This window comes from Yersinia sp. SCPM-O-B-9106 (C-191) (assembly GCF_026183365.1).
GTDB classification, from domain to species: domain Bacteria; phylum Pseudomonadota; class Gammaproteobacteria; order Enterobacterales; family Enterobacteriaceae; genus Yersinia; species Yersinia rochesterensis.
Window position 1 is genome coordinate 1,928,644 of the sequence record NZ_CP110791.1, and the last position, 24,795, is coordinate 1,953,438.

Below are 24,795 nucleotides of genomic sequence, written 5' to 3' on the forward strand. Positions count from 1 at the left end.
TGGACAACCTAGCGCATAAATTCACTATCGGCAAGATAGGGATTTAAACAATTGCGTAACACTTCGCAGTTCTCGAAGAGAAATAAAATTGATCAGGACGTAACGGTACCTTGTGGGGTAAAACGGCCATAGAGTTGATAGCGAGAGCCGGGGTAAAGCAGTTGAGCTGCAGTCACGATTACTTTTCCATACCAGGTTCGGCGGCGAATCAGTAAACAAGGTTCATGTTCATCTAATTGCAGTAGCTGGCGCTCAAGTAGATTTGGGATCACCGCTTCAACAATATGTTCACCTTCAGTTAACGGGGCAGCTTGGGTGAGGTAACTGTAAGGGGTTATCTGGTTGAAATCCTGTTTCATATAATCGGGTGCGGTGTTTGGATTGACACAACGATTTTCGACTTGAATGGGGATGTCATTCTCATAATGAACAATTTGCGAGTAGAACAGTTGCTGGCCGGGCTGAATACCTAGAGCAATCGCCTCTTCAGGGTTTGCTGGTCGCGCCTCTAACTGCAAAATTTTACTGCTGTGGCGATGGCCTCGCGCGGTGATTTCGTCAGCAATATTATGAACTTCAAGTAAGGCACTGTGCGCTTTTGCTTCAGCAACAAAGGTCCCCACGCCTTGCATACGGATTAGAAAACCTTCACTGGTGAGTTCACGCAGTGCTCGGTTGATGGTCATACGGCTGACCCTTAACTCTGCAACCAGTTCACTCTCCGAAGGGACGCGTTGGTGGGGCTGCCAGACTCCGGTTCTGATTTGGCGCATGATGGCCAGTTTAACCCGTTGATAAATTGGAGCAGGAGTATCGTCCATTGCGGCACTCAATTGTAAGGCCGCTTGTTGTTCTGCCACGACGTTAACCTCGTCAAATAAGAAATTTATATGCTAAGTCTACGGTTGAATTTAGCGTGTGTATATGTCTATACAAGTGATTTAATTAATTGACGCAGCTGCTGCCAGGCGCGTTTGACTCTAAACAAAATATTGGGATATCGCTATGTCAGTTTATTTTACCAAACGTGCTTTTTTACCTGATGGATGGGCGAATGACGTACAGATAACTGTCAATGAACAGGGGAACATTCAGCGCATTATGAAGGGCAGCAGTGATGCAGGTTGCCAGATGCTTTCAGGGCCAATAGTACCAGGCATGCCCAATCTCCATTCTCATGCTTTCCAACGCATGATGTCGGGATTAGCTGAGATTGCCGGTAATCCACAGGATAGTTTTTGGACGTGGCGTGATTTGATGTATCGGCTGGTGCAGCGATTGACACCGGAGCATATCGGTGTAATTGCCCGTCAGTTGTATATAGAAATGTTAAAAGGTGGCTATACCCAGGTCGCAGAATTTCATTATTTACATCACAGTGTCGACGGTAATCCATACAGTGACCCAGGGGAAATGACATCGCAACTCAGCCAGGCTGCGCAGGACGTGGGAATTGGGATGACTCTATTACCCGTTCTCTACAGTTATGCCGGGTTTGGTGGTCAACCAGCCCAACAGGGGCAGCACCGCTTCATTCAAACTACAGAAAACTATCTCAAGCAGCAGCAAGTTATCAGTAAACAACTGGCGAATCAGCCCCTGCAAAACTTGGGTTTATGTTTTCATTCACTGCGTGCAGTAGAGTTAAGCCAGATGCAGGAGGTTTTACAGGCTTCTGATAAACAGTTACCTGTGCATATTCATATTGCCGAGCAGCAAAAAGAGGTTAACGACTGCCTGGCTTGGAGCGGACAACGGCCAGTGGCGTGGTTGTATGATAATTTAGAGGTCGATAGCCGTTGGTGTCTGGTTCATGCTACACATTTGGATGAGTCAGAACTTGTTAGATTGGCTAATAGTCAGGCTGTAGCCGGATTATGCCCAACAACGGAAGCTAATTTAGGTGACGGTATCTTCCCCGCAGTAGATTATTTGCAACACCATGGGCGTTGGGGGATAGGCTCTGATAGCCATGTTTCTTTGAATATAGTGGAAGAGTTACGGTGGTTAGAATATGGGCAGCGCTTGCGCGATCAGCGCCGTAATCGTTTGACGAATGAACAATATCCAGCAGTAGCGGATTTACTTTATACCCAAGCTTTAGCTGGAGGGAGGCAAGCTTGTGGCAGCAATATTGGTCAGTTAGCTGAGGGGTATCGTGCTGACTGGCTAGTTTTGGATGGCGATGATCCTTATATTGATGGCACAGAATCTGCTTCTTTACTGAATCGGTGGTTATTTGCGGGGGATAAATCGCAAATTCGGGATGTTTATGTGGCGGGCAATGCGGTAATAGTGGATAGATATCATCCAATGCAACAGCAAACTGCACAGGCTTTTCTGGCGGTACTAAAAGCCTGTCAACAGGAGGTCTGATGAGCTTTACCGTTTTTGATTTTGCTAGTTTGCCGGTTAGCCGATGGCGAAATGGTGGTGGTGAAACCCGCGAAATTGCCTGTTGGCCAGTCGGGGGAGAGGATTTTGCCTGGCGTGCCAGTATCGCGATGATTGAACAAGATGGCCCGTTTTCAATCTTCCCTGATATCGATCGGTCGATTACATTACTCTCTGGTGAGGGGCTGGCTCTCTCCAGCCCAGACTGGGAGACGCATACACTTTCAACGCCATTGCAACCTTTTGCTTTTCCAGGTGATATTCCTATTCATGCAAATTTACTCGGTGGGACTAGCCAGGATTTTAATATCATGACCCGACGAGGCTGTTGGCAGGCTAGTGTGGTGTCAATTAGCTCGTTGCAAGAACTTCCTGCTTCACATGGTGGGCTGGTCTATGTGGTGAGGGGAAAATGGCTTATTAGCCACACTGAAACACACGAACTGACAGCTTCGCAAGGATGTTGGTGGCTACCTGCAATCAAAAGTGGTCAATTACAACCACTGGTTACTAACAGCTGTCTTTTGTGGGTAAATCTATTGCCCGAACGATAATATTGAGATTTTTTCATTGTAAAAAATAGAGTTAATTAATTGTTTTATAATGATTATTAAATAAAATAGCGGAGTAATGACACAACTTTCATCGTGGTCATTACTCTATTATTTCCTTTCATTATTTTTCTCACCTCACCTCACCTCATCTCGCCTATCTATTTCTTTTCTTTCACGAATGACATGCTGGCAGCTTTCCACTTGCTGAGTCTCATGGCTACCCTCATTGGTGCTCAAATTACCATCATTTGTTAGATCCCTGTCATAGTTTTGTTATTCTCTGCGTTCAAAATACATATTTCGGTTGTTTGGTGTTAAAAATTTCAATAATCTTAATTTTGAAATAAACGTTTAAAAAATAAAGGAGAGGATCGTTACAAGAATTGAAGAATACTATTCTATTGTTTTATATTACTTTTTTTAAAAATAAAACCGGGGATGGGGCGGTTGCATTCACGGGAAGCGCATTAAAATGTCTAAAATAGCGATTTTACACGGTACTGAACTAGGCACTTGTAAAAAATTATTTTCAATAAATAGGCATTGAGATGTTAATGCATTCCATTATTGAAGGATATAGATCATGACGCTGAAAAAAATCATTATTACCTCACTCGCTATCTGTATGCTGCCACTATGCACCTATGCTAAAGACCTTAAAATTGGTGTTTCCATGGCTTACTTCGATGACAACTTCCTGACAATATTGCGTCAGTCCATGCAAAATAAAATGAAAGAAGAGGGCAATGTTTCTGGGCAGTTTGAAGATGCAAAGGGAGATATTGCTCAACAAATTCAGCAAGTAGAAAATTTTGTTAGCCAAGGTGTTGATGCCATTATTCTAAATCCAGTTGATACTCAAGGCGTGAAGCCCATGATTAAATTAGCTGAGAAAGCCAAAATTCCATTAGTTTTTGTAAATCGTCGCCCGGAGATAACTTTGCCGACAGGTATGGCCTATGTGGGTTCTGATTCTGAACTTGCAGGACGCCTACAGATGGAGGAACTTGCAAAACTAATGGGTGGAAAGGGTAATGTTGTGATTCTTATGGGGGAACTATCGAGTGAGGCAACTCGTGACAGAACACGCGGGGTCGAGAAAGTCGCCGCTCAGTACCCAGATATTCATATTATTGATAAACAAACTGCAAAATTCTTCCGTAAAGAGGCCGTTGATGTCACGACTGATTGGATCCTATCCGGGCAGCAAATAGATGCGATTGCTTCAAATAACGATGAAATGGCAATTGGCGCTATTCTTGCTTTAAAACAGGCCAAGAAAAAAGGTGTTGTGATCGGTGGGATTGACGGCACGCCGGACGCACTTGAGTTTATTAAGAAAGGTGACCTCAATATCAGTATCTTCCAGGATGCCAAAGGACAGGGAGAAGGGGCGGTAGAGACTGCGATTAAATTGACGTCTGGTCAGAAAGTTGAAAGTAGCGTAATGATCCCTTATCAACTTATTACCAAAGATAACTATCAAGATTTCGCGAATAAAAACAAAAAATAAATAGAATTATTTTAGAAAGCTAGTCAATAAATAATACTCATGGAGTGGGGTGATATCTTTTCAAAATTAGGCCTATACGCAAAGATAATCTGTGTATTTGTTGTTTTTTATAGAAAGGTAATGCCGTATTTATTATTGTCAGATTAACAAATTCGGCACTCATTCCAAATAAAGGTATGGAGATGATGATATGTATCCTTACATTCTCGAGGCTGAGGGGATTAGTAAGCAATTTCCTGGCGTCAAGGCTCTGAATAAAGTGGGCATTAAAATAAAGCCAGGTAGTGTCCATGCATTAATGGGAGAGAATGGCGCGGGTAAATCTACATTGATGAAGTGTTTGATTGGGATATATCATCCGGATGAAGGCTCTATAAAAGTAAGAGGTGAGAAGATTACTTTTGAGGATACTTTAGATGCACTCCATGCCGGAATTGCAATGATTCATCAAGAACTAAATTTAGTACCACATATGACAGTCGCAGAAAATATCTGGCTAGGAAGAGAACCTGTTCACTATGGGTTAGTTAATCATGATTTACTGAACAGTAAGACACGAAATTTATTGCAACATCTTAATATAAAATTAAAACCTAACATGATAGTCGGCGAGTTAAATATTGCTAGCCAGCAGATGGTGGAAATAGCTAAAGCCGTCTCCTATGATGCTGATGTGTTAATCATGGACGAACCAACATCCGCCCTAACAGAAGGTGAAGTTTTTCACCTTTTTGCGATTATTAATGAATTAAAAGAACAAGGGAAAGGTATTATTTATATTAGCCATAAAATGGATGAGATTTTTGAAATCACGGATGAAGTCAGTATTTTTCGTGATGGTATGTTTGTTGCTACGGATAAGACTGAAAACCTGACAAAACAATCATTAATTACCATGATGGTGGGGCGTGAGCTAACTCATATGTTCCCCAAGTTTAATAACAATATCGGTGAGGAAGTATTAAGAGTCAATGGGTTGCGGCGTGAAGGCTTGTTCCGTGATGTTTCATTTTCAGTGAAACGAGGTGAAATACTGGGTGTGGCTGGTTTGGTCGGAGCAGGTCGCAGTGAAGTTATGGAAAGCCTGTTTGGTATGCATCCTGCAGATAGTGGCGAAATTTTTATTGAGGGCTTACCTGTCAATATCAGCTCCCCATCAAAAGCTATTGAACAGGGATTAGCTTTTTTGACTGAAGACCGCAAAAAATCAGGATTATTCCTTGTGCTGTCAGTGGTCGAAAATATGAGCATTGTTAATATCTCAGATTATATTAATAAAAGAGGCTTTGTTAGTCATGGGAAAATGGCACAAGATTGCATGGAGCAGATTAAAAAATTAAATATCAAAACCCCTACCATGGATCAAATAATTAATAATTTGAGTGGAGGGAATCAGCAAAAGGTTTTAATTGCACGTTGGTTGTTAGCCCAACCTAAAATACTTATTCTTGATGAACCTACTCGTGGTATTGATGTCGGAGCAAAATCAGAAATTTATCGTTTAATTAGTGAGCTGGCAAATCGTGGTGTTGCTATTATCTTAGTTTCTTCAGAGTTACCTGAAATTCTCGGTATGAGTGACAGAGTTATGGTCATGCATGGTGGACATATTACGGGAATATTAGATAAACAAGATGCTAGCCAAGAAAAAATAATGGCGCTGGCCTCTGAATAATTGTAGGAAGGTAATGATAATGAATAATGTAAAAATTGATAAATCACTGACAACTGGCTCGATAAAAGAACATTCATTCGTGGTCGGGCTAAAAGGAAAGCTACCTAAAGACACCGGTATTTTTATTGTCATGATTGGTATTGCATTAATCTTTGAACTTTTAGGTTGGTTTATTCGCGATCAATCATTTTTAATGAACCCCAATCGATTGTTACTCATTATTCTGCAAGTGGCAATTATTGGAATTATTGCTGTTGGGGTAACTCAAGTCATTATTACTACCGGTATTGATCTCTCCTCAGGCTCTTTAATTGCATTAACTGCTGTCGTCGCCGCCAGCCTGGCGCAAACATCAGACAGTATTTCCCCCATGTATCCACATTTATTAGATTTACCTGCGGCAATTCCTATTACAGCAGGGATCGGGGTTGGTATATTATGTGGTTTTATTAATGGTTTTTTGATTACCCGTACAGGGATCCCGCCATTTATCGCAACATTGGGAATGATGGTTTCTGCCCGAGGACTTGCTCAATATTATACCAAAGGCAACCCAGTGAGTTTTCTCTCGGATGATTTTACGGCTATCGGGCAAGGCGCGATGCCGGTCATTATTTTCTTGGTTATTGCCATTATTTTTCATATTGCTCTGAAACATACCCGCTACGGCAAATATGTGTATGCCATTGGTGGGAATATGATTTCCGCAAAAGTCTCAGGTATTAATGTTAATAAATATCTGGTGTTGGTTTATACCATCGCCGGAGGATTGGCAGGTCTTGCTGGGGTTGTTTTGGCTGCACGAGTCAGTAGCGGACAATCGAGCATGGGTCAGTCGTATGAACTGGATGCCATCGCCGCCGCCGTGATTGGCGGTAGCAGTTTGATGGGAGGGGTGGGGCGCATTACCGGCACCGTCATTGGCGCGGTGATTTTGGGCCTGATCAAAAGTGGTTTTACTTTTATTGGTGTCGATTCATACATTCAAGACATTATTAAAGGGATTATTATTGTTAGTGCGGTGGCTATCGATATGCATCGAAATCGTAAAAAGCGTTAGCTATTCGTCGATAATACCTATTGATTGCTGGATATGTAATAATATAACATTACATATCCAGCAATCAGTTAGGAGTTATTCATGCCCAGAAAATTTCCCCATCTATCCATCATTACACTCAGTGTTTGCGTATCATTGATCAGCTTTAATTCATTTGCACATGGCAAACATAGCCACGGACATGAGCATCAACAATCTGAAGCCGCGCGTAAAGCAAGTGAGGGTGTTTTTACCGATAAAGAGGTTAAAGACAGGCTACTCAGTGATTGGAATGGAGTCTGGCAATCTATTAATCCATATCTATTGAAAGGGGATTTAGATCCAGTTTTGGTCGATAAAGCGAAAAAGAATAAAAACAAAAAAATTGAGGAGTACAGAGAGTATTATAAAAAGGGCTACGCTACAGATATCACTATGATTGGTATTGAGAATAATACTATTGATTTCCATACCCCTGAAGCAGTCAACTCCTGCCAATACAACTATTCCGGCTTTAAAATCATGCACTATGAATCTGGTAAGAAAGGAGTGCGTTATCTATATGAATGCCAAGATGCCCACTCTAAAGCGCCTAAATATGTCCAATTTAGTGACCACATTATTGAACCGCAAAAATCCCATCATTTCCATATTTACATGGGTAATGAGTCACAAGAAGAACTACTTAAAGAAATGGATAACTGGCCGACTTTTTACCCGATAACTTTAGATAAAGATGATATTGTCCACGAAATGTTACATCACTAAGGATGTAAAAAAGCCGCGCAGGTGAGTTGCGCGGCTTTAGTTTATTTGTCTCGGCAGTGAGTTCGCGATGATTAATTTTTTGCTAGTTTGCATAAGACACATTTGGGTTTATTTCGTGTGAGACTTCCGCTTTGGTGCAACATGGGTAAAAAGGCATTTCCCTCTTCAATAGCAGCGGCCAATTCGCTGGTATTATCTCGGACTTCACTTAGAAACGTCAGTTAGGCTATGCCAACCAATGGCTGCTGCCTGCGGATTACTCTGATATGTGATGCATGTAGAACTAATTTTCATTAAAATTGAAATGTTGTTTTACTAGTGCTATGTTCGTTATAATTAAGCCAAACAACTATCCAATGAATTCTATTTCATTGACCTAATCGGAGAGAACATAATGAAAATTGCACTGATGATGGAAAACAGTCAGGCAACTAAAAACGCGATAATTCTGAAAGAGCTGAACACCGTAGCCTCGGAAAAAGCGTACCCGGTATACAACGTAGGTATGAGTGATGAGAATGACCATCATCTGACTTATATCCATCTGGGGATTATGGCCAGCATTCTGCTTAACTCTAAAGCAGTCGATTTCGTGGTAACGGGCTGTGGTACTGGCCAGGGTGCAATGATGTCATTGAATATTCATCCTGGTGTTGTATGTGGTTACTGCATCGATCCAGCGGATGCTTTCCTGTTTGCTCAGATTAACAACGGTAATGCGCTGGCACTGCCATTCGCCAAAGGTTTTGGCTGGGGTGCTGAACTGAATGTGCGTTACATCTTTGAGAAGGCTTTCACTGGTGTGAAAGGTGAAGGCTACCCACTGGAGCGTAAAGAGCCACAAGTGCGCAACGCGGGTATCTTGAACCAAGTGAAAGCGGCAGTCATTAAAGAAAACTACCTGGATACACTGCGCGCTATCGACCCAGAATTGGTGAAAACAGCAGTTAGCGGCGAACGCTTCCAGCAGTGTTTCTTCGACAACTGTCAGGTTGAAGAAATCAAAGCATTTGTGAAGCAAATTCTGGCGTAATGATTGCTGGATGTAATGTTTGAAGTTAATGCCAAAAAACAAGGCTCCTAAACAGGAGCCTTTTGTTTATCTGCAAGAGTACAAAGCCATAAAAAACGTTAACTAATTAACATTTAGGTGTTGTTCCTTGCGGCGGCAGGTAACGCAGTGGGTCAAGTGCGGTTGCCCGGTAACGAATTTGAAAATGCAGCATCAGGGTGTCCGTTCCAGAGCTCCCCATGGTAGCTATTTTCTGCCCGGCTTTCACGTCCTGAGCATTATTGACCAGCATGGTGTCATTATGGGCGTAAGCGGTGATGAAATCTTCACCATGCTTAATCATGATGAGATTGCCATAACCACGCAGTTGATTCCCGACGTATACCACTCGCCCTTTGGCTGATGCATAGACCGGCTGCCCGCGTTTACCCGCAATATCGATCCCCTTGTTGCCGCCATCGGCAGTGGAATACTTGGATATAACTTGGCCGTTGGTCGGCCAACGCCAGCAACGGCTTGCTCCGGGCGGTGGCGTTGATTTAGCCAGCGCAGAACTTGATGACTTCGGTTTATTTGACGTCAGACGGCCAGATGAAGCTGAGTTATCAAGTTGTAATTTTTGCCCAACTTCCAGCCGATAAGGGGGTTTTAGTTTGTTTATGCGGGCAAGGTCACTGACTTCACTGTCACTGATCCAGGCAATAAAATAGAGGGTATCGCCCTTTTTAACGGTATAGGATTTGTCGTTGTAACTGCCTTTTGGTAGCTTGGCATAGTCACGATTTGATTTGTTTGAGCACCCAGCTAATAGCAAGATAACCATTGCATATGACGCCAACCGTGGCCACAACCGTATTCTGCTTTTCGTGTTCAAAACGTTTCCTTTGTCATCGCGATTTCAAATTCCCTCAGCAAGCTATAGTAACATTTGAACCATAAGCGTCAAAAGCCAGAACAAGTGTATCATTTAGAATTTGAATCGCGATAGGCCTGATAACTGTGGCTATCAGGCTTGGTGATGACGTGAAAATTATTTTTTGTTAGTCACTGGTGCTACTTCAACGACTAAAGTCTCCAGCGGTTGCAAGGTGACAATTAGCGGTTTGTGGTAATCTTCTGCGAGCGTTGCATTGGTGCCGTATATCGGTTTGAGGGTAAAACTCGTATGTTGTACTCATCCATGTACTCATTTTTGACTGCGTTGTTACGAGATGAGTTGAGACACTGTGAAATGAAAAATCCACGCAAGTGCGTGGATTTTATGGCGTTTATCATTCTCCATAAGGTTATCTGAAACCTCATGAGACAGCAGAAGCTATTTAGACGTTGAACAGGAAGTTCATCACATCGCCATCTTTTACGATGTATTCTTTGCCTTCTGAGCGCATTTTCCCGGCTTCTTTCGCACCTTGCTCACCTTTGTAGGTAATAAAGTCGTCAAAAGCGATAGTTTGTGCGCGGATAAAGCCTTTTTCAAAGTCGGTGTGAATCTTACCTGCGGCTTGTGGGGCTGTTGCGCCGACAGGGATAGTCCAGGCGCGAACTTCTTTAACACCGGCGGTGAAGTAGGTTTGCAAATTCAGCAGCTCATAACCGGCACGGATCACACGGTTCAGACCGGGCTCTTCAATACCCAACTCGGCCATAAACTCAGCACGGTCTTCATCTTCCAGCTCAGCGATATCAGATTCAACTGCGGCACAAACGGCAACCACGACAGAACCTTCGCCCGCAGCAATAGCCCGGACTTGATCCAGATAAGGGTTATTTTCGAAACCATCTTCATTGACGTTAGCAATGTACATAGTCGGTTTTAGTGTCAGGAAACTCAAATAACGGATGGCTGCTTTATCTTCTGCCGTCAGATTCAGCGCACGCAGCATGCCAGCGTTCTCTAAATGTGGTAGACATTTTTCCAGTGCTTCCAGTTCAGCTTTAGCATCTTTATCGCCGCCTTTGGCTTTCTTCTGCACACGATGAATCGCGCGCTCGCAAGTTTCCAGATCGGAAAGAGCCAACTCAGTATTGATGGTGTCAATGTCATCCACTGGATCAACTTTGCCAGCAACATGGATGATATTGTCATTTTCAAAACAACGTACCACATGACCAATCGCTTCGGTTTCACGAATATTAGTCAAGAATTGGTTACCCAGACCTTCGCCTTTGGACGCCCCTTTGACCAGGCCCGCAATATCAACGAACTCCATGGTCGTTGGCAATATGCGCTGAGGTTTAACGATCTCAGCCAGTTGATCCAGACGCGGGTCCGGCATTGGCACCACGCCCGTATTGGGTTCAATGGTGCAGAACGGGAAGTTAGCTGCTTCGATGCCCGCTTGTGTCAACGCGTTGAACAGGGTGGATTTACCAACGTTAGGCAAGCCCACAATACCGCATTTGAATCCCATGTTTTATATCACCTTAAATAACTTAAAAATCAACCAGTTAGATTTAACAGGCCGATGTAATCAAAATTTATGCCGCCATTATACACATAATGGCGATTTATCTCGATCATGCTCTTTCGTTGTGGATATTGCTTTTATCGTAATGGCACATAGGTAATTGATTTATCTAACTCTGTGCCCGAGATCACGTTTCTGTTATCTGAAGTTTTCTGATTAATGTCCGATAACATGTCATTAGGGTCTACAGACTGAATTTGGATTATCCCCATGGAAATGAATATCTATAAATGGTTAATAGTGATTTTATTTGGGGGCGCGGTGGGCATTTTGGGTATGTGGTTTCTGACGGCAGAAACTGAACCTTCGGGGCCAACTTTTGCCCAGTTAGTCGATCAATATGGCGTGCAGATAGAAAATCAATCAGGTAAAAGCGTGAGATATGTGGGTTACAAAAAAAAGACGTTGTATGAGGATTTTGACAGTGTTCAATTGACGTTCACTGCCATAAATGACAAGTTCGAGCGTAGCCACGATTTATCTGATAATAAGAAAAAAGCTGCTGATTGGGAGAAACTTTTTTGCAGCGAGGCGCTACAAGATATTGCGGATGAATATGACGGTAAAAGTAATCATTTTCTCGGGCGTGTTAGAGTGATTATTGCCGGTGTTGTCCTGACCGCTGAAGGTCAGCAGGGAATCAATGCGTTGTGCAATAAAAACGAATAAAGTGGAAGATAACTTCCCCGGCGCACCGTCGCTTTCCGGGGAACGGACGAACCGCTATGCCGTGGCTTTAAATGAATGCAGGCGATTCATTGCCTTGGTAATATCTTCTTTCAGCAGTATTTCAGTACAGCGAATAGACTCATCAATCGCGTCGTCAATTAAGGTTTGTTCGCTAGCTGGCGGTTTACCGAGAACAAAACCGGTGACTTTACTTTTATCGCCAGGATGGCCGATACCTATGCGTAAACGATAGAAATTTGGATTATTGCCGAGCCTGCTCTGAATGTCTTTCAGGCCATTATGGCCACCATTGCCCCCTCCCAATTTCAATTTCGCCACACCGGGTGGGATATCCAGCTCATCATGTGCGACTAAAATTTCTTCCGGTAGGATGCGGTAAAACCCAGCCATTGCCGCAACAGCTTTGCCACTTAAATTCATAAATGTAGACGGCACCAACAAGCGCACATCTTGGCCCGCTAGGTTTAACCGTGCGGTATAACCGAAGAATTTACTTTCTTCTTTCAGTTGCTGGTTGTGGCGTTGCGCTAATAAGTCCACATACCAAGCCCCCGCATTATGGCGAGTTTGGGCGTATTCAGCACCCGGATTTGCCAGCCCAACGATTAATTTAATGCTGCTCACGTCGTCATTCGCTATTACTAAAGGAATTAAAGTGTGACAGTTTACCCGTCATGGCGCGTAATGACAAAACTGGCAGTATGAATTTATTTGGAATTAATAGTTCAATATGTGAATAGTTAATATATGTAATAATTCAATTTCAATGCCAAATGTCTGGAAAGTGTAAAGATTTGTCGAAATATATTCCTTAGATGTGATCGCCAGCGCAACACCTTCATCAGCAGCCTGACTATACTAAGTTATTAAGTGGACATGAATAATCGCATTAAGCAAGCATTTTTGTATGCGCAGCTAAGTGATTATTTATTGGCAACTCAAGTGGAGGTGGCTTATGAAACGTAGAACCGCATCAAGGCTTGGTAATGTGCTGATGGGGCTGGGATTGGTGACCATGGTCGTTGGGGTAGGTTACTCAATTTTGGCTGAAGTGACTCAGTTTGGCCTACCACAATTCTTTGCCCATGGTGCAGTAATGAGTATTTTTGTTGGTGCATTGTTATGGTTGGTTGGCGCTCGTATTGGCGGGCGTGAAGAAGTTGCAGACCGCTATTGGTGGGTTAAGCACTTTGATAAACGTTGCACTCGTAATAACCAACGCCACTCATAAAATCTGAGTGTTGACCGTGGTGTATGACAAATCATAGCCTGTTACTACAGCTTTAAATTGAGCTGATGTTCAGGAGGAGTGAATGACGACCCAAGAATCTGTTAATCAAGAATCTATAGACCAAGAACTTATAGACCAAGAACTTATAGACCCAAAGTAGAAAACCCGTTGTTGCATCTGCATCAACGGGTTTTTCTTTATCTGCTTTATACCCGTCATCGTTCAAGCTGTATGTGCGTTGGTCGGCTTCCTGCAACTCGAATGATTTAGGGTATAGTTCTTCATCATCTATCAGTCATGCATACCCCAACATAATGCCCAAAGAGGCTCATCATGGCTAACTGCGGCCAAATAGCACCGCAGGGATATCCACTCCCGATTATTGATTAATGCTCAAACATCGCAGAGATCGACTCTTCATTACTGATACGGCGGATGGCTTCAGCCAACATGCCAGATAGTGTCAGAGTTCGTACATTTTTCAATGCTTTGATTTCAGCTGATAACGGAATTGTGTCACAAACAATCACTTCGTCAATCACGGAGTGTTTGATGTTTTCAACCGCATTACCAGAGAAGATCGGGTGAGTTGCGTAAGCGAATACACGCTTGGCACCACGTTCTTTCAATGCTTCTGCCGCTTTACACAAAGTGCCACCGGTATCGATCATATCGTCAACTAATACGCAGTCACGGCCAGCAACATCACCGATGATATGCATCACCTGAGAAACGTTAGCGCGTGGACGGCGTTTGTCGATAATCGCCATATCAGTATCGTTCAGCAATTTTGCGATGGCTCTGGCGCGAACAACGCCACCAATGTCGGGAGAAACAACAATTGGGTTTTCCAGATTCTGCTGCAACATATCTTCCAGCAGGATTGGGCTACCAAATACGTTATCAACCGGAACATCAAAGAAGCCTTGGATCTGTTCAGCATGAAGATCCACTGTCAATACGCGGTCAACCCCAACACTTGAGAGAAAATCGGCAACAACTTTGGCAGTGATAGGTACACGAGCGGAGCGCACACGGCGATCCTGACGGGCGTAGCCGAAGTAAGGAATAACAGCAGTAATACGGCCTGCGGAGGCGCGACGCAGGGCATCAACCATGACAACCAGTTCCATCAGGTTATCGTTCGTGGGTGCGCAGGTGGACTGGATGATGAAAATATCACCACCGCGTACATTTTCGTTGATTTGCACGCTCACTTCGCCGTCGCTAAAACGACCTACAGCGGCGTCACCAAGACTGGTGTACAAACGGTTGGCAATACGTTGTGCTAGTTCCGGGGTGGCGTTACCAGCAAAAAGCTTCATATCAGGCACGAGAAGAACCTCAGGCATGCGTCCAGAGAAGATATTGTCAGATCAGTAATCACGGGCGGTTATTCATACTGATTGCAATATACATACGGGTATTTAAAGTCAAAAACAACATTATGGACCGGCTTTCAAACCAGTGGGACAGGTATTTTCACAAACTCAGGTCAGTGGTGCCATGATCTAGACCCTTGCTGTGCATTCTTATCTGTACTCACCGTTTTCAAATTTCCCAGAGCGTGCACGATGCAATGGCGAAACGTTCACGCCACGGGCGACAAAACCGTGCAACCACTCTGGGGCAATACTTAACACCTGCCGGGCCGATGACTCAGTGTCAAATTCTGCAAAGACACAAGCGCCGGTTCCGGTGAGGCGTGACGGAGCGTATTCTAACAGCCATGAAAGAACCTGTTCAACCTCGCGAAAACGTTTTCTTGCGATCGGTTCGCAATCATTTGCGTAAGGAGCACTTAAAAGCGCCGCCAGTGGGCGTACTGGCGTATTTCTTTTTAATTCAGGATCGGAAAAAATAATGGGCGTTGGGATGCTTACACCGGGGTGAACCACCAAATACCACTTCTCTACAGGCTCGGCGGGGTGCAACTTTTCACCAATTCCCTCGGCAAAGGCCGCATGTCCGTGCACAAAAATGGGCACATCGGCCCCTAACTGAAGGCCGAGAGCGGCTAATTCTTCATCAGATAAGCCACATTCCCACAAAGTATTGAGTGCCACTAACACTGTCGCTGCATTGGAAGAACCGCCACCCAGCCCACCGCCCATGGGCAAACGTTTATCGATGCTAATATCCGCCCCTCGAGATACTGCCGCCGCACTGGGGTATTTTTGCAGTAACCGCGCCGCGCGGATTATCAGATTTTGCTCGTTTTCCACACCGGGAATTGGAGTCAATAACCGAATTTGTTCATCGTCCCGCGGCACAATCGTCAGTTCGTCGCCATAATCGAGAAATTGGAACAAAGTCTGTAATTGATGGTAACCATCAGCACGTCGCCCGGTGATATAAAGAAATAAATTCAATTTTGCGGGCGAGGGCCAAATATGTTGATTGGTGTGAGTCATACTATTGGGCCGTCCAGTTATCCATCTTCAGTTTGATGCGCTGCTCGCCCTGACTCAATTCCATACGACTAGGTAACGCTGGTGTGACTTGAGTATTGTATTCTTGATAATTAACCACCCAGGTTACGCCATTTTGTTGATAAGTCAGCTGTTTCAGGCGATATTTATCGTCGAGGGTGAAATCGGTCGTATCGCCAGGTAGCCCTAGAATCCATTGGCGTAAACTTGCTAACGGAATAGACATTCCGGTTAATTTTTGAATCATTTCTTGTGGGTCATTACTGACATAGCGCTTGCCCTGATTGTCAGTCAATTGGGTCACACCCGGTTGTACGACCAATTCTAGCTCGGTGCTACCCAGTGGGTTGGTCAGCAACAGGCGATAGCGCTCTGGGGCGGTTTGTTGCCAGAAGAAACGGGCATAAACTTTTTGTTTTTCTGACAGATAAGCAAAAGCACCCCGAGTTTGAAATTGGCTCAATTGCTGTAATTGTTGTTCATGCTGACGCCATTGTGGCGATGTAGGGCTGGTCGCCGGGCCAGACGGCGGCGTGGTGCTACAGGCTGCTAACAGCAGAGTAGCTAATGGAAGCAGGCGATAAAAACTGATTTTGCGCTGAGGCATATGGGTATAAATCCTATCGGTCGCAGGTTTTTTCACTGGCGGTACGTTTGATCAAGCAACTTAATGATAAAGCAAATCCGGGTGATACGTCCGAATAAAGGGCATCATTTTTGTTCACGCTAGCGGCCTGAAGGCGGAGCGTCAATATTTTGTTCTCTTTTGTATTGGGTATAAGCAATATTGTTGTACAACGGATAACCAATTTTTAAGCATAATTTATGATAATAGTTAGGATATTGCACTGTGACTTTTATTGATCTCGCGCATCAAGTAGAATGCGGTTCAGACGAGAATCCATACTAACATCAGTATTACTCGAAGCCGTTCTCATGACTCTGCTTGCATTAGGCATTAACCACAAAACCGCACCTGTATCGTTACGTGAACGAGTGACATTTTCACCGGAATCGATCGATCAGGCACTCGCTAGCTTGCTCCAACAGCCGTTGGTGCAGGGCGGTGTCGTGTTGTCTACGTGCAACCGAACTGAGCTATATCTCAGCGTAGAACAGCAAGAAAACCTGCATGAACAACTGATCACTTGGTTGTGTAACTATCATAAACTCAGCCCGGATGAAGTGAAAAAGAGTCTGTATTGGCATCATGGCAATGACGCAGTGAGCCATCTGATGCGCGTCGCCAGTGGGCTGGACTCCTTGGTATTGGGCGAGCCACAAATTCTGGGGCAGGTAAAAAAAGCCTTTGCGGAATCTCAGCGCGAGCAATCGCTCTCCGGTGAATTGGAGCGGTTATTCCAAAAGTCTTTCTCTGTGGCAAAACGGGTACGCACAGAAACTGAAATTGGTGCCAGTGCCGTTTCGGTGGCGTTTGCGGCTTGTACATTGGCGCGGCAAATCTTTGAGTCACTCTCTGAATTGAATGTGTTGCTGGTCGGTGCCGGTGAAACCATTGAGCTGGTCGCCCGCCATCTGCGAGAGCACCAAGTCAAGCATATGATTATCGCCAACCGTACCCGTGAGCGTGCTCAAGCGCTGGCGACCGAGGTTGGGGCTGAGGTGATCACTTTGCCAGAAATTGATGCCCGTCTGGCCGATGCTGATATTATTATCAGTTCCACCGCCAGCCCATTGCCAATTATTGGTAAAGGGATGGTGGAGCGCGCACTGAAAAGTCGCCGCAATCAGCCGATGTTGTTTGTTGATATCGCGGTGCCGCGTGATATTGAGCCGGAAGTGGGTAAACTGTCGAATGCCTATTTATACAGTGTTGATGATTTACAGGCGATTATTCAACACAATATGGCGCAACGTCAGGCTGCTGCAGTTCAGGCCGAATCAATAGTGCAGCAAGAAAGCATGAATTTTATGACCTGGTTACGCGCTCAGGGAGCGGTTGAAACCATTCGTGATTACCGCTCACAAGCTGAACAGGTTCGCAGTGAGATGACGGCAAGAGCATTAGCCGCCATTGAACAGGGTGCTAATGTTGAACAGGTGGTCAATGAACTGGCCCACAAGCTAACTAACCGCCTGATTCATGCCCCCACCAAATCCCTCCAGCAAGCTGCCAGCGATGGCGATATGGAGCGGTTGCAATTATTACGCGACAGCCTTGGGCTGGATCAGCACTAGTTTCCTCTAATTACAGGGTTTAAAACCACGGATGAAGTCTTCTATTGTTGCTAAATTGGAAGCGTTACAAGAGCGCCACGAAGAAGTGTTAGCGCACCTTGGCGATGCCAATGTTATTGCCGACCAAGACCGTTTCCGCGCGTTATCACGTGAATATGCGCAATTGACGGATGTCACTCGCTGTTTTAAAGAATGGCGCAGTGTGCAAGATGATATCGAAGCGGCAGAAATGATGCTCGAAGATCCCGAAATGCGCGAAATGGCACAGGACGAACTGAAAGAAGCTAAAGCTCGTAGTGAAGAGCTGGAACAGCAATTGCAAGTTCTGTTATTGCCCAAAGACCCTGATGATGAACGCGATTGCTTCCTGGAAATCCGTGCTGGAACCGGGGGCGATGAAGCGGCTATTTTTGCCGGTGACATGTTCCGTATGTATAGCCGCTATGCTGAGTCTCGCCGCTGGAAAGTGGAAATCATGAGCGCCAGTGAAGGTGAACATGGCGGTTATAAAGAAGTGATTGCCAAGGTGTCCGGTGACGGTGTCTTCGGCCAATTAAAGTTTGAATCGGGCGGTCACCGTGTTCAGCGCGTGCCAGAAACCGAATCACAGGGTCGTATCCATACCTCCGCTTGTACTGTGGCGGTGATGCCAGCGATTCCAGAAGCCGAAATGCCAGAAATTAACGCCGGTGACTTGCGTATTGATACTTTCCGCTCTTCAGGAGCGGGTGGTCAGCACGTTAACACCACCGACTCGGCCATTAGGATCACCCATATTCCAACCGGAATTGTGGTGGAATGCCAGGACGAGCGCTCACAGCATAAGAACAAAGCTAAGGCGATGTCGGTGTTGGGTGCACGTATCCGTGCCGCAGAAATGCAAAAACGCCAACTGGCTGAGGCCTCTGAGCGCCGTAACTTGTTAGGGTCCGGCGATCGTTCTGACCGTAATCGCACTTATAACTTCCCGCAAGGGCGCGTGACTGACCATCGCATCAACTTGACACTTTATCGTCTGGATGAAGTCATGGAAGGTAAACTGGATATGCTGATCCAGCCGATTGTGCAAGAGTATCAAGCTGATCAGCTCTCCGCGTTGTCCGAGCAAGACTAATGGATTATCAGCACTGGCTGTCATTAACGGCAGCCCGTTTTAGCCAAAGTGACAGCCCGAAGCGCGATGCCGAGATTCTGCTGAGTTTTGTCACTGGGCGGGCGCGAACTTATTTACTGGCTTTTGGTGAAACCCCCATTACCGCTGAGCAGTTGGCGGTATTGGAATCCTTGGCGGCGCGCCGTGAACAGGGGGAGCCGATTGCCTATTTGGTCGGGGAGCGCGAGTTTTGGTCCCTGCCATTGAGTGTTTCCTCCGCTACATTAATTCCTCGCCCTGACACCGAATGCTTGGTCGAGCAAGCTTTGGCGCATTTACCCACCACGCCTTGCCACATTCTGGATTTAGGGACGGGCACTGGCGCTATTGCTTTGGCATTAGCCAGTGAACGCCCGGATTGCGCGGTGGTGGGCGTTGATATTAAAGCGGAAGCCGTTGCTCTGGCGCGCCATAATGCCGAGAAACTCGCGATAAATAATGTGCATTTCTTGCAAAGTTGTTGGTTTGAGTCAGTGAGTGGGCGATTTACTCTTATTGTTAGCAATCCTCCTTATATTGATGCCAATGACCCTCATCTTAATGAGGGCGATGTGCGCTATGAACCACACAGTGCGCTGGTGGCCTCAGCAAAAGGTATGGCTGATTTGGTGGAGATTATCCGCCAGTCACCGGCGTATTTAGAAGCGGGAGGCTGGTTAATGCTGGAACACGGCTGGCAGCAAGCCAATACAGTACAGAAACACCTTAAAGAAGTGGGATTTAGTGCTGTAATGACACATAAAGATTATGGTAATAATGATCGTGTGACGCTGGGCCAGTGGGGCACTTAATCAAGAAAATTCCCGTTCAGCATAAATTAAGGACTGAAAGACATGTGGGTTGATTACATCGCCATGAAGTATTTGCATTTACTGACAGTGGTTATCAGTATTATGCTGTTTGTGTTACGTTTCTTCTGGAAATGTCGCGGTTCAGCTATGATGGAGAAACGCTGGGTAAAAATAACGCCGCATATCAATGATACGCTACTGTTTGTCAGCGGTATTGTATTGATATTTATCACTGGATTTTACCCTTTCAGTCCGCAAGGAACATGGCTGACTGAAAAGCTATTTGGCGTTATTATCTATATCCTGCTTGGCTATGTCGCATTAGGTAAGCGAACCCGCAGCCAGAATCGCCGCTGGCTTGCCTTTATACTCGCATTGGGTTGCCTGTATTTGATTATAAAACTGGCAACAACTAAGTTACCACTGCTGATGGGATATCTATGAGTAGCATTGCTGATTTCGAATTTAACAACGCGTCCCTGTGTGATGGGGTGTTACTGGTTACCCAGGAGATTCGACAGAATTTTCCACTGGCTGATGTGCGTAAGCAACTGCAACAGCTCGTTGATGATGCCAAGGCCGCGATGCCCGCCGGTCTCAATCAGGATCAGCAATTAGAAGTGCTTATCGATCTGTTCTATCGTAAATGGAAATTTGGTGGGGCAGGCGGGGTTTACCGTCTGTCAGATGCCATCTGGCTCGATAACGTGTTGGACAAACGCCAGGGGACCCCGGTGTCGCTGGGCGTTATTTTCCTGCACATTGCGCATCAATTGGAGCTGCCATTGATGCCAGTTATTTTCCCAACTCAATTGATTCTGCGTGCGGATTGGCTAGATGAAGAAATGTGGCTGATTAACCCGCTGAATGGTGAAACACTGAACGAGCATATGCTGGAAGTGTGGATCAAAGGCAATCTGGGGTTGAGTGCCGAGTTGGAAGATGAGGATTTGGAAGAGGCGGAAAATACCCTAATTGTACGCAAAATGCTCGATACGCTGAAAGCAGCATTAATGGAAGAGAAGCAGATGGAGCTGGCCTTGCGTGCCAGTGAAGCGGTGTTGGCTTTTGATCCCGATGACCCGTATGAAATTCGCGATCGTGGCCTGATTTATGCCCAATTGGATTGCAATCATATTGCTATCTCTGATTTAAGCTATTTTGTCGAACAGTGCCCGGAAGACCCCATTGCTGAAATGATAAAAATGCAGATCCACTCCATTGAGCAACAGCGAGTGACGTTGCACTGATACCCGTCATACTTCAAGCTGCATGTGTGTTGGCCGCCTTCCTGCAACTCGAATTATTTTGGGTATATTTATGGCAATCACCTTGTTGAGTAATAACTCACTATAATTAATCTCGATTTATCCTTTAGAAAGGTATTTGTATGGAACAGAAAGTGGTTAGCATTGGCGATATCAAGGTAGCGAACGACCTGCCTTTCGTGCTATTTGGCGGCATGAACGTACTTGAGTCTCGTGATTTGGCGATGCGCATCTGCGAGCATTACGTGACCGTCACCCAAAAGCTGGGAATTCCTTACGTCTTTAAAGCCTCGTTCGACAAAGCCAACCGTTCTTCAATTCATTCTTACCGTGGCCCTGGTCTGGAAGAAGGGATGAAAATTTTCCAGGAATTGAAACAGACATTTGGCGTGAAAGTGATTACCGATGTTCACGAAATAAGCCAGTGCCAGCCCGTTGCTGAAGTCGTTGATGTTATCCAGTTACCTGCATTTTTGGCTCGCCAAACTGATTTAGTCGAAGCCATGGCGCGTACTGGCGCGGTTATCAATGTCAAGAAACCTCAATTCGTTAGCCCCGGTCAGATGGGCAATATTGTCGAGAAATTCAAAGAAGCCGGTAATGACCAGGTTATTCTTTGCGATCGCGGTAGCAACTTCGGTTATGACAATTTGGTTGTTGATATGTTGGGCATCAATGTGATGGTCAATGCCACTGGCGGTCATCCGGTTATTTTCGACGTAACCCATGCATTGCAATGCCGCGACCCATTTGGTTCAGCATCCGGCGGCCGCCGCGCGCAAGTGGCTGAACTGGCCCGTGCGGGTATGGCAGTAGGTTTGGCTGGGTTATTTATTGAAGCACACCCTGAGCCAAACAGTGCTAAATGTGATGGCCCGTCAGCATTGCCATTAGATAAGTTGGAGCCGTTCTTGGTGCAGATGAAAGCTATCGACGATTTGGTGAAAAGCTTCCCAGAACTGGATACCAGCAAGTAATCCACTCTCCTGCATCCTTGACGTTTGTAGCGGTGAATAAATAAAAAGGCAGCTATCTATGCTGCCTTTTTTGATCGCGAAAAAGAAAAAGATGTTGATCATGAAGAAAATTATTTCGGCTGTAATGCCGCCAATGCTTCCGGTAGTGAGCTATAGAAACTCAACTTACCTTCAATAGCTTGCACCCGTGCTCTTGCCAGCGTCTTTAATGGTTGGAAAGGGATATCCGTGATAATGAGCTGCTGATGCTCGTCTAAGGCCTCTGTGAAGCGCAGAAACGCATTCAGTCCCCCCGCATCGAGAACTGGGACGGCATCCCATTGCAAAATGATAGTGTGGTAATTTTCACAGCGGCTCAATAACTCACTAAATATCCGTTCAGCGGCAGCGAAAAACAGCGGCCCATTTACCCGCAATACTAGCGTCTTCTCATCAACAGCTGTAGGTATTTCACTCAGCTGCGTCATGCGCGCAATGCGGCGCATAAACAGCAGTGAGGCCAACACGATACCCACCGTGATTGCTATCACCATATCGAATAACACCGTCAGGCTCATACACAGCAGCATCACGATAATATCGTCTTTAGGCCCACGGCGTAGTAGGTTGACTACTTTATGAGCCTCACTCATGTTCCAGGCCACGATTAATAGCAAGGAAGCCATTGCTGCCAGTGGCAGATAAGACAACATCGGCGCCAGAATCAATAAAGCCAATAACACTAATAGAGCATGGATAATAGCCGATACCGGCGAGGTAGCCCCAGCGCGGACGTTAGCCGCCGACCGCGCAATGGCGGCTGTTGCGGTGATGCCACCAAAGAATGGCGCTACCATATTACCCAGCCCCTGACCGATTAACTCACTGTTTGAGTGATGTTTTTTTCCGGTCATACCGTCAAGAACTACCGCGCATAGTAGCGACTCAATCGCCCCTAGCATGGCCATCGAAAAGGCGGCCGGTAGTAGCGCCGAAAATATCGCCCAGTTCAAAACAAACTCTTCCCCGTTCGCCGCCGGTAAATGCCAGGGTAAGACAAATTGCGGCAGAATAGGGGGAATACCCTGGCCTTGAGTCCCATCAGCCAGTAAATAACCAAAACGTGAGCCAATAGTGGCGACCTGATGGTCAAAAAGTGATAAGACCCCCATAACGGCTGTACCCGCGATGAGGGCCGGTAAGTGACCCGGTAACTTTAGTTTTAAACGTGGCCAGAGGATCAATACCATCAGAGTAACGGTAGCAATTAAGGTATCACTGAAGTTGATGGTTGGCATGGCTTGCGCCAAGGCGGTCACTTTACCTACATAAGTCTCGGGCACTTCCGCTAGATGTAAACCAAAGAAATCTTTCACTTGCATCGTGGCAATGGTGATACCGATTCCCGAGGTAAAACCGAGAGTGACTGACAGCGGAATATATTCAATTAAACGGCCTAGCCTCCCCAGCCCCATGCACAGTAAAAATACACCGGAGAGTAATGTTGCCAGTAATAAACCGGCTAGACCAAATTGTTGTGATACAGGATAAAGAATAACCACAAAGGCCGCAGTAGGGCCGGATACGCTATAACGGGAGCCACCGCTGACTGCAATAACAATCCCGGCGATAGCTGAAGTATATAAACCGTACTGTGGGGGAACACCACTGGCAATTGCCAGTGCCATAGCCAGTGGAATGGCAATAATACCGACAGTAACACCGGCAATTATATCTTTTGTAAGACGTTGAAAGGTATAGGTTTCTCGCCAGCAAGCGTCAATAATCGCGCTGAACAGCCTAATGCCGTTAATTCCGTGCGTTTTCATCTAAGGTGCAAACCAAATAAAGAAAAGACAAAATAAATGGCGGGCCAATAAGGGTCCGTCTCGAGTAGCAGACAACAACGATACGCCAAATAGCAGCATGAAATCTAGATGTATATCAATCTCTGACAGAAATGTAGATAACTAGCCGTTTTATAAAGTGGTTTAAATTAAGCGATTCATACCAGACAAGGCAATTTTGCGTACGATTTAATAAAAAGTCACCATTATCAGCGGTAGCGTCTTTTTTTAGCATCAGATGTGAGAAACTGAGCAATAAGCTTTAAGTTCAGAGGCACTGACCACCTTGGGGGGAGATATCCTGTTAACTGAGGTCGGCAACTAGAGATGAGGACTTTATAGAGCGTTCGGCGGTGCGTTGAAAGCTTAGAGATAAAATTAGTCGATGGACGAAAAATCAAAGCGACAACTTCAATAGGGGCATCTCTGCACTTACCTGGAATGTCGATGTTAAAAGCATTAAAAATGGCCGATGAAGCTTTGTATCAGGCCAAGTGGCAAGGACGGAATCAGGAGGTTTATAGCCAATTAATGCCATTTTCTCCATTGGGCGATCGTATAGCGAAAGACCGGTGTTGACGGCCTTTTTAATCAACAAAATCCGGAGTACGCACCAAAGAAAAAGGCCCTGACTTTCGTCAGAGCCTTTCGCTCAAATATGGCGGTGAGAGAGGGGTTCGAACCCTCGATACACTTACGCGTATACACACTTTCCAGGCGTGCTCCTTCAGCCACTCAGACACCTCACCGTATTGTTACCGCGCTATGCACTGCAACGGGGCGGTACTATAGTGAGCAGCAGGTA

General features: G+C 45.4%; 23 protein-coding genes, 1 tRNA gene and 1 pseudogene. 16 read left to right on the forward strand and 9 right to left on the reverse strand.

The window, feature by feature from the left end:
* Nucleotides 1-92: 92 nt before the first annotated feature.
* Nucleotides 93-860: a histidine utilization repressor gene (gene hutC, locus OP863_RS08885; RefSeq protein WP_038633490.1), complete on the reverse strand. Its 768-nt coding sequence runs from the start codon at nucleotides 858-860 to the stop codon at nucleotides 93-95.
* A 145-nt stretch (nucleotides 861-1,005) separates the two neighbouring features.
* On the opposite strand from hutC, the gene OP863_RS08890 reads away from it, so the two are divergent.
* From OP863_RS08890 to OP863_RS08920, 7 genes are all read left to right on the forward strand, one after another.
* The gene (locus OP863_RS08890) at nucleotides 1,006-2,376 is read left to right on the forward strand and encodes a formimidoylglutamate deiminase (RefSeq protein ID WP_265526141.1); all 1,371 of its coding nucleotides are present in this window, start codon (nucleotides 1,006-1,008) and stop codon (nucleotides 2,374-2,376) included.
* On the forward strand, nucleotides 2,376-2,948 hold the full coding sequence (locus OP863_RS08895) for a HutD family protein (RefSeq protein ID WP_265526142.1): 573 nt from the start codon (nucleotides 2,376-2,378) through the stop codon (nucleotides 2,946-2,948). The genes OP863_RS08890 and OP863_RS08895 overlap by 1 nt, the downstream gene beginning before the upstream one ends.
* 583 nt (nucleotides 2,949-3,531) lie before the next feature.
* Entirely contained in the window at nucleotides 3,532-4,461 is a 930-nt protein-coding gene (locus tag OP863_RS08900) for a sugar ABC transporter substrate-binding protein (protein WP_038633482.1), read from the forward strand.
* A 190-nt stretch (nucleotides 4,462-4,651) separates the two neighbouring features.
* Entirely contained in the window at nucleotides 4,652-6,136 is a 1,485-nt protein-coding gene (locus tag OP863_RS08905) for a sugar ABC transporter ATP-binding protein (protein ID WP_145589075.1), read from the forward strand.
* A 19-nt stretch (nucleotides 6,137-6,155) separates the two neighbouring features.
* Nucleotides 6,156-7,196 carry an ABC transporter permease gene (locus tag OP863_RS08910; RefSeq protein WP_038633476.1) on the forward strand — a complete coding sequence of 347 codons (1,041 nt, stop codon included), beginning with the start codon at nucleotides 6,156-6,158 and terminating at the stop codon, nucleotides 7,194-7,196.
* A gap of 81 nt (nucleotides 7,197-7,277) precedes the next feature.
* Nucleotides 7,278-7,943, forward strand: a complete 666-nt coding sequence (gene zinT, locus OP863_RS08915) for a metal-binding protein ZinT (RefSeq protein WP_265526144.1) — start codon at nucleotides 7,278-7,280, stop codon at nucleotides 7,941-7,943.
* Between the two features lie 394 nt (nucleotides 7,944-8,337).
* On the forward strand, nucleotides 8,338-8,976 hold the full coding sequence (locus OP863_RS08920) for an RpiB/LacA/LacB family sugar-phosphate isomerase (protein ID WP_038633469.1): 639 nt from the start codon (nucleotides 8,338-8,340) through the stop codon (nucleotides 8,974-8,976).
* A 106-nt stretch (nucleotides 8,977-9,082) separates the two neighbouring features.
* Here OP863_RS08920 and actS read toward each other — a convergent pair whose 3' ends face one another.
* Together actS and ychF are read right to left on the reverse strand one after the other, a co-directional pair.
* On the reverse strand, nucleotides 9,083-9,811 hold the full coding sequence (actS, locus tag OP863_RS08925; RefSeq protein ID WP_038639560.1) for an amidase activator ActS: 729 nt from the start codon (nucleotides 9,809-9,811) through the stop codon (nucleotides 9,083-9,085).
* A gap of 463 nt (nucleotides 9,812-10,274) precedes the next feature.
* The gene (ychF, locus tag OP863_RS08930; protein ID WP_004390746.1) at nucleotides 10,275-11,366 is read right to left on the reverse strand and encodes a redox-regulated ATPase YchF; all 1,092 of its coding nucleotides are present in this window, start codon (nucleotides 11,364-11,366) and stop codon (nucleotides 10,275-10,277) included.
* Between the two features lie 267 nt (nucleotides 11,367-11,633).
* Here ychF and OP863_RS08935 point away from each other — a divergent pair, with 267 nt between their 5' ends.
* Entirely contained in the window at nucleotides 11,634-12,092 is a 459-nt protein-coding gene (locus tag OP863_RS08935; protein WP_145589072.1) for a hypothetical protein, read from the forward strand.
* Between the two features lie 54 nt (nucleotides 12,093-12,146).
* Here the strand turns inward: OP863_RS08935 and pth are convergent, their stop codons facing one another.
* Nucleotides 12,147-12,737 (reverse strand): aminoacyl-tRNA hydrolase, encoded by a 591-nt coding sequence (gene pth, locus OP863_RS08940; protein ID WP_038633464.1) that lies wholly within the window; start codon nucleotides 12,735-12,737, stop codon nucleotides 12,147-12,149.
* A gap of 331 nt (nucleotides 12,738-13,068) precedes the next feature.
* Here pth and ychH point away from each other — a divergent pair, with 331 nt between their 5' ends.
* Nucleotides 13,069-13,344 carry a stress-induced protein YchH gene (ychH, locus tag OP863_RS08945; protein WP_038633461.1) on the forward strand — a complete coding sequence of 92 codons (276 nt, stop codon included), beginning with the start codon at nucleotides 13,069-13,071 and terminating at the stop codon, nucleotides 13,342-13,344.
* A gap of 386 nt (nucleotides 13,345-13,730) precedes the next feature.
* Here ychH and prs read toward each other — a convergent pair whose 3' ends face one another.
* From prs to lolB, 3 genes are all read right to left on the reverse strand, one after another.
* Complete coding sequence (prs, locus tag OP863_RS08950; RefSeq protein WP_004390739.1) at nucleotides 13,731-14,678, reverse strand: ribose-phosphate diphosphokinase; 948 nt, start codon at nucleotides 14,676-14,678, stop codon at nucleotides 13,731-13,733.
* A gap of 198 nt (nucleotides 14,679-14,876) precedes the next feature.
* On the reverse strand, nucleotides 14,877-15,758 hold the full coding sequence (ispE, locus tag OP863_RS08955) for a 4-(cytidine 5'-diphospho)-2-C-methyl-D-erythritol kinase (RefSeq protein WP_145591340.1): 882 nt from the start codon (nucleotides 15,756-15,758) through the stop codon (nucleotides 14,877-14,879).
* Nucleotide 15,759: 1 nt separating this feature from the next.
* Nucleotides 15,760-16,383 (reverse strand): lipoprotein insertase outer membrane protein LolB, encoded by a 624-nt coding sequence (gene lolB, locus OP863_RS08960; protein WP_145510146.1) that lies wholly within the window; start codon nucleotides 16,381-16,383, stop codon nucleotides 15,760-15,762.
* 329 nt (nucleotides 16,384-16,712) lie between these two features.
* Here lolB and hemA point away from each other — a divergent pair, with 329 nt between their 5' ends.
* The 6 genes from hemA (at nucleotide 16,713) to kdsA (ending at nucleotide 22,164) form a co-directional block, all read left to right on the forward strand.
* Nucleotides 16,713-17,975, forward strand: coding sequence for a glutamyl-tRNA reductase (gene hemA, locus OP863_RS08965; protein WP_038633451.1), 1,263 nt, complete (start codon nucleotides 16,713-16,715; stop codon nucleotides 17,973-17,975).
* A gap of 31 nt (nucleotides 17,976-18,006) precedes the next feature.
* Nucleotides 18,007-19,089, forward strand: coding sequence for a peptide chain release factor 1 (prfA, locus tag OP863_RS08970; protein ID WP_038633448.1), 1,083 nt, complete (start codon nucleotides 18,007-18,009; stop codon nucleotides 19,087-19,089).
* A complete protein-coding gene (gene prmC / locus OP863_RS08975) occupies nucleotides 19,089-19,919 on the forward strand; it encodes a peptide chain release factor N(5)-glutamine methyltransferase (RefSeq protein ID WP_038633445.1) in 831 nt (276 codons plus the stop codon). Before prfA ends, prmC begins: the two co-directional genes overlap by 1 nt.
* 42 nt (nucleotides 19,920-19,961) lie before the next feature.
* Nucleotides 19,962-20,363, forward strand: a complete 402-nt coding sequence (locus OP863_RS08980; RefSeq protein WP_038633442.1) for a SirB2 family protein — start codon at nucleotides 19,962-19,964, stop codon at nucleotides 20,361-20,363.
* On the forward strand, nucleotides 20,360-21,169 hold the full coding sequence (gene sirB1, locus OP863_RS08985) for an invasion regulator SirB1 (RefSeq protein ID WP_050291761.1): 810 nt from the start codon (nucleotides 20,360-20,362) through the stop codon (nucleotides 21,167-21,169). The genes OP863_RS08980 and sirB1 overlap by 4 nt, the downstream gene beginning before the upstream one ends.
* 140 nt (nucleotides 21,170-21,309) lie before the next feature.
* Nucleotides 21,310-22,164 (forward strand): 3-deoxy-8-phosphooctulonate synthase, encoded by an 855-nt coding sequence (gene kdsA / locus OP863_RS08990; protein ID WP_049556238.1) that lies wholly within the window; start codon nucleotides 21,310-21,312, stop codon nucleotides 22,162-22,164.
* A 110-nt stretch (nucleotides 22,165-22,274) separates the two neighbouring features.
* Here the strand turns inward: kdsA and dauA are convergent, their stop codons facing one another.
* Nucleotides 22,275-23,972 (reverse strand): C4-dicarboxylic acid transporter DauA, encoded by a 1,698-nt coding sequence (gene dauA, locus OP863_RS08995; protein WP_050291760.1) that lies wholly within the window; start codon nucleotides 23,970-23,972, stop codon nucleotides 22,275-22,277.
* A gap of 363 nt (nucleotides 23,973-24,335) precedes the next feature.
* Between dauA and OP863_RS09000 the strand changes: the two are divergent.
* A pseudogene (locus OP863_RS09000) lies at nucleotides 24,336-24,569 on the forward strand (GGDEF domain-containing protein); the annotation flags it as partial.
* Between the two features lie 80 nt (nucleotides 24,570-24,649).
* On the opposite strand, the gene OP863_RS09005 reads toward OP863_RS09000, so the two are convergent.
* Nucleotides 24,650-24,739, reverse strand: a tRNA-Ser gene (locus tag OP863_RS09005).
* Nucleotides 24,740-24,795 lie beyond the last annotated feature (56 nt).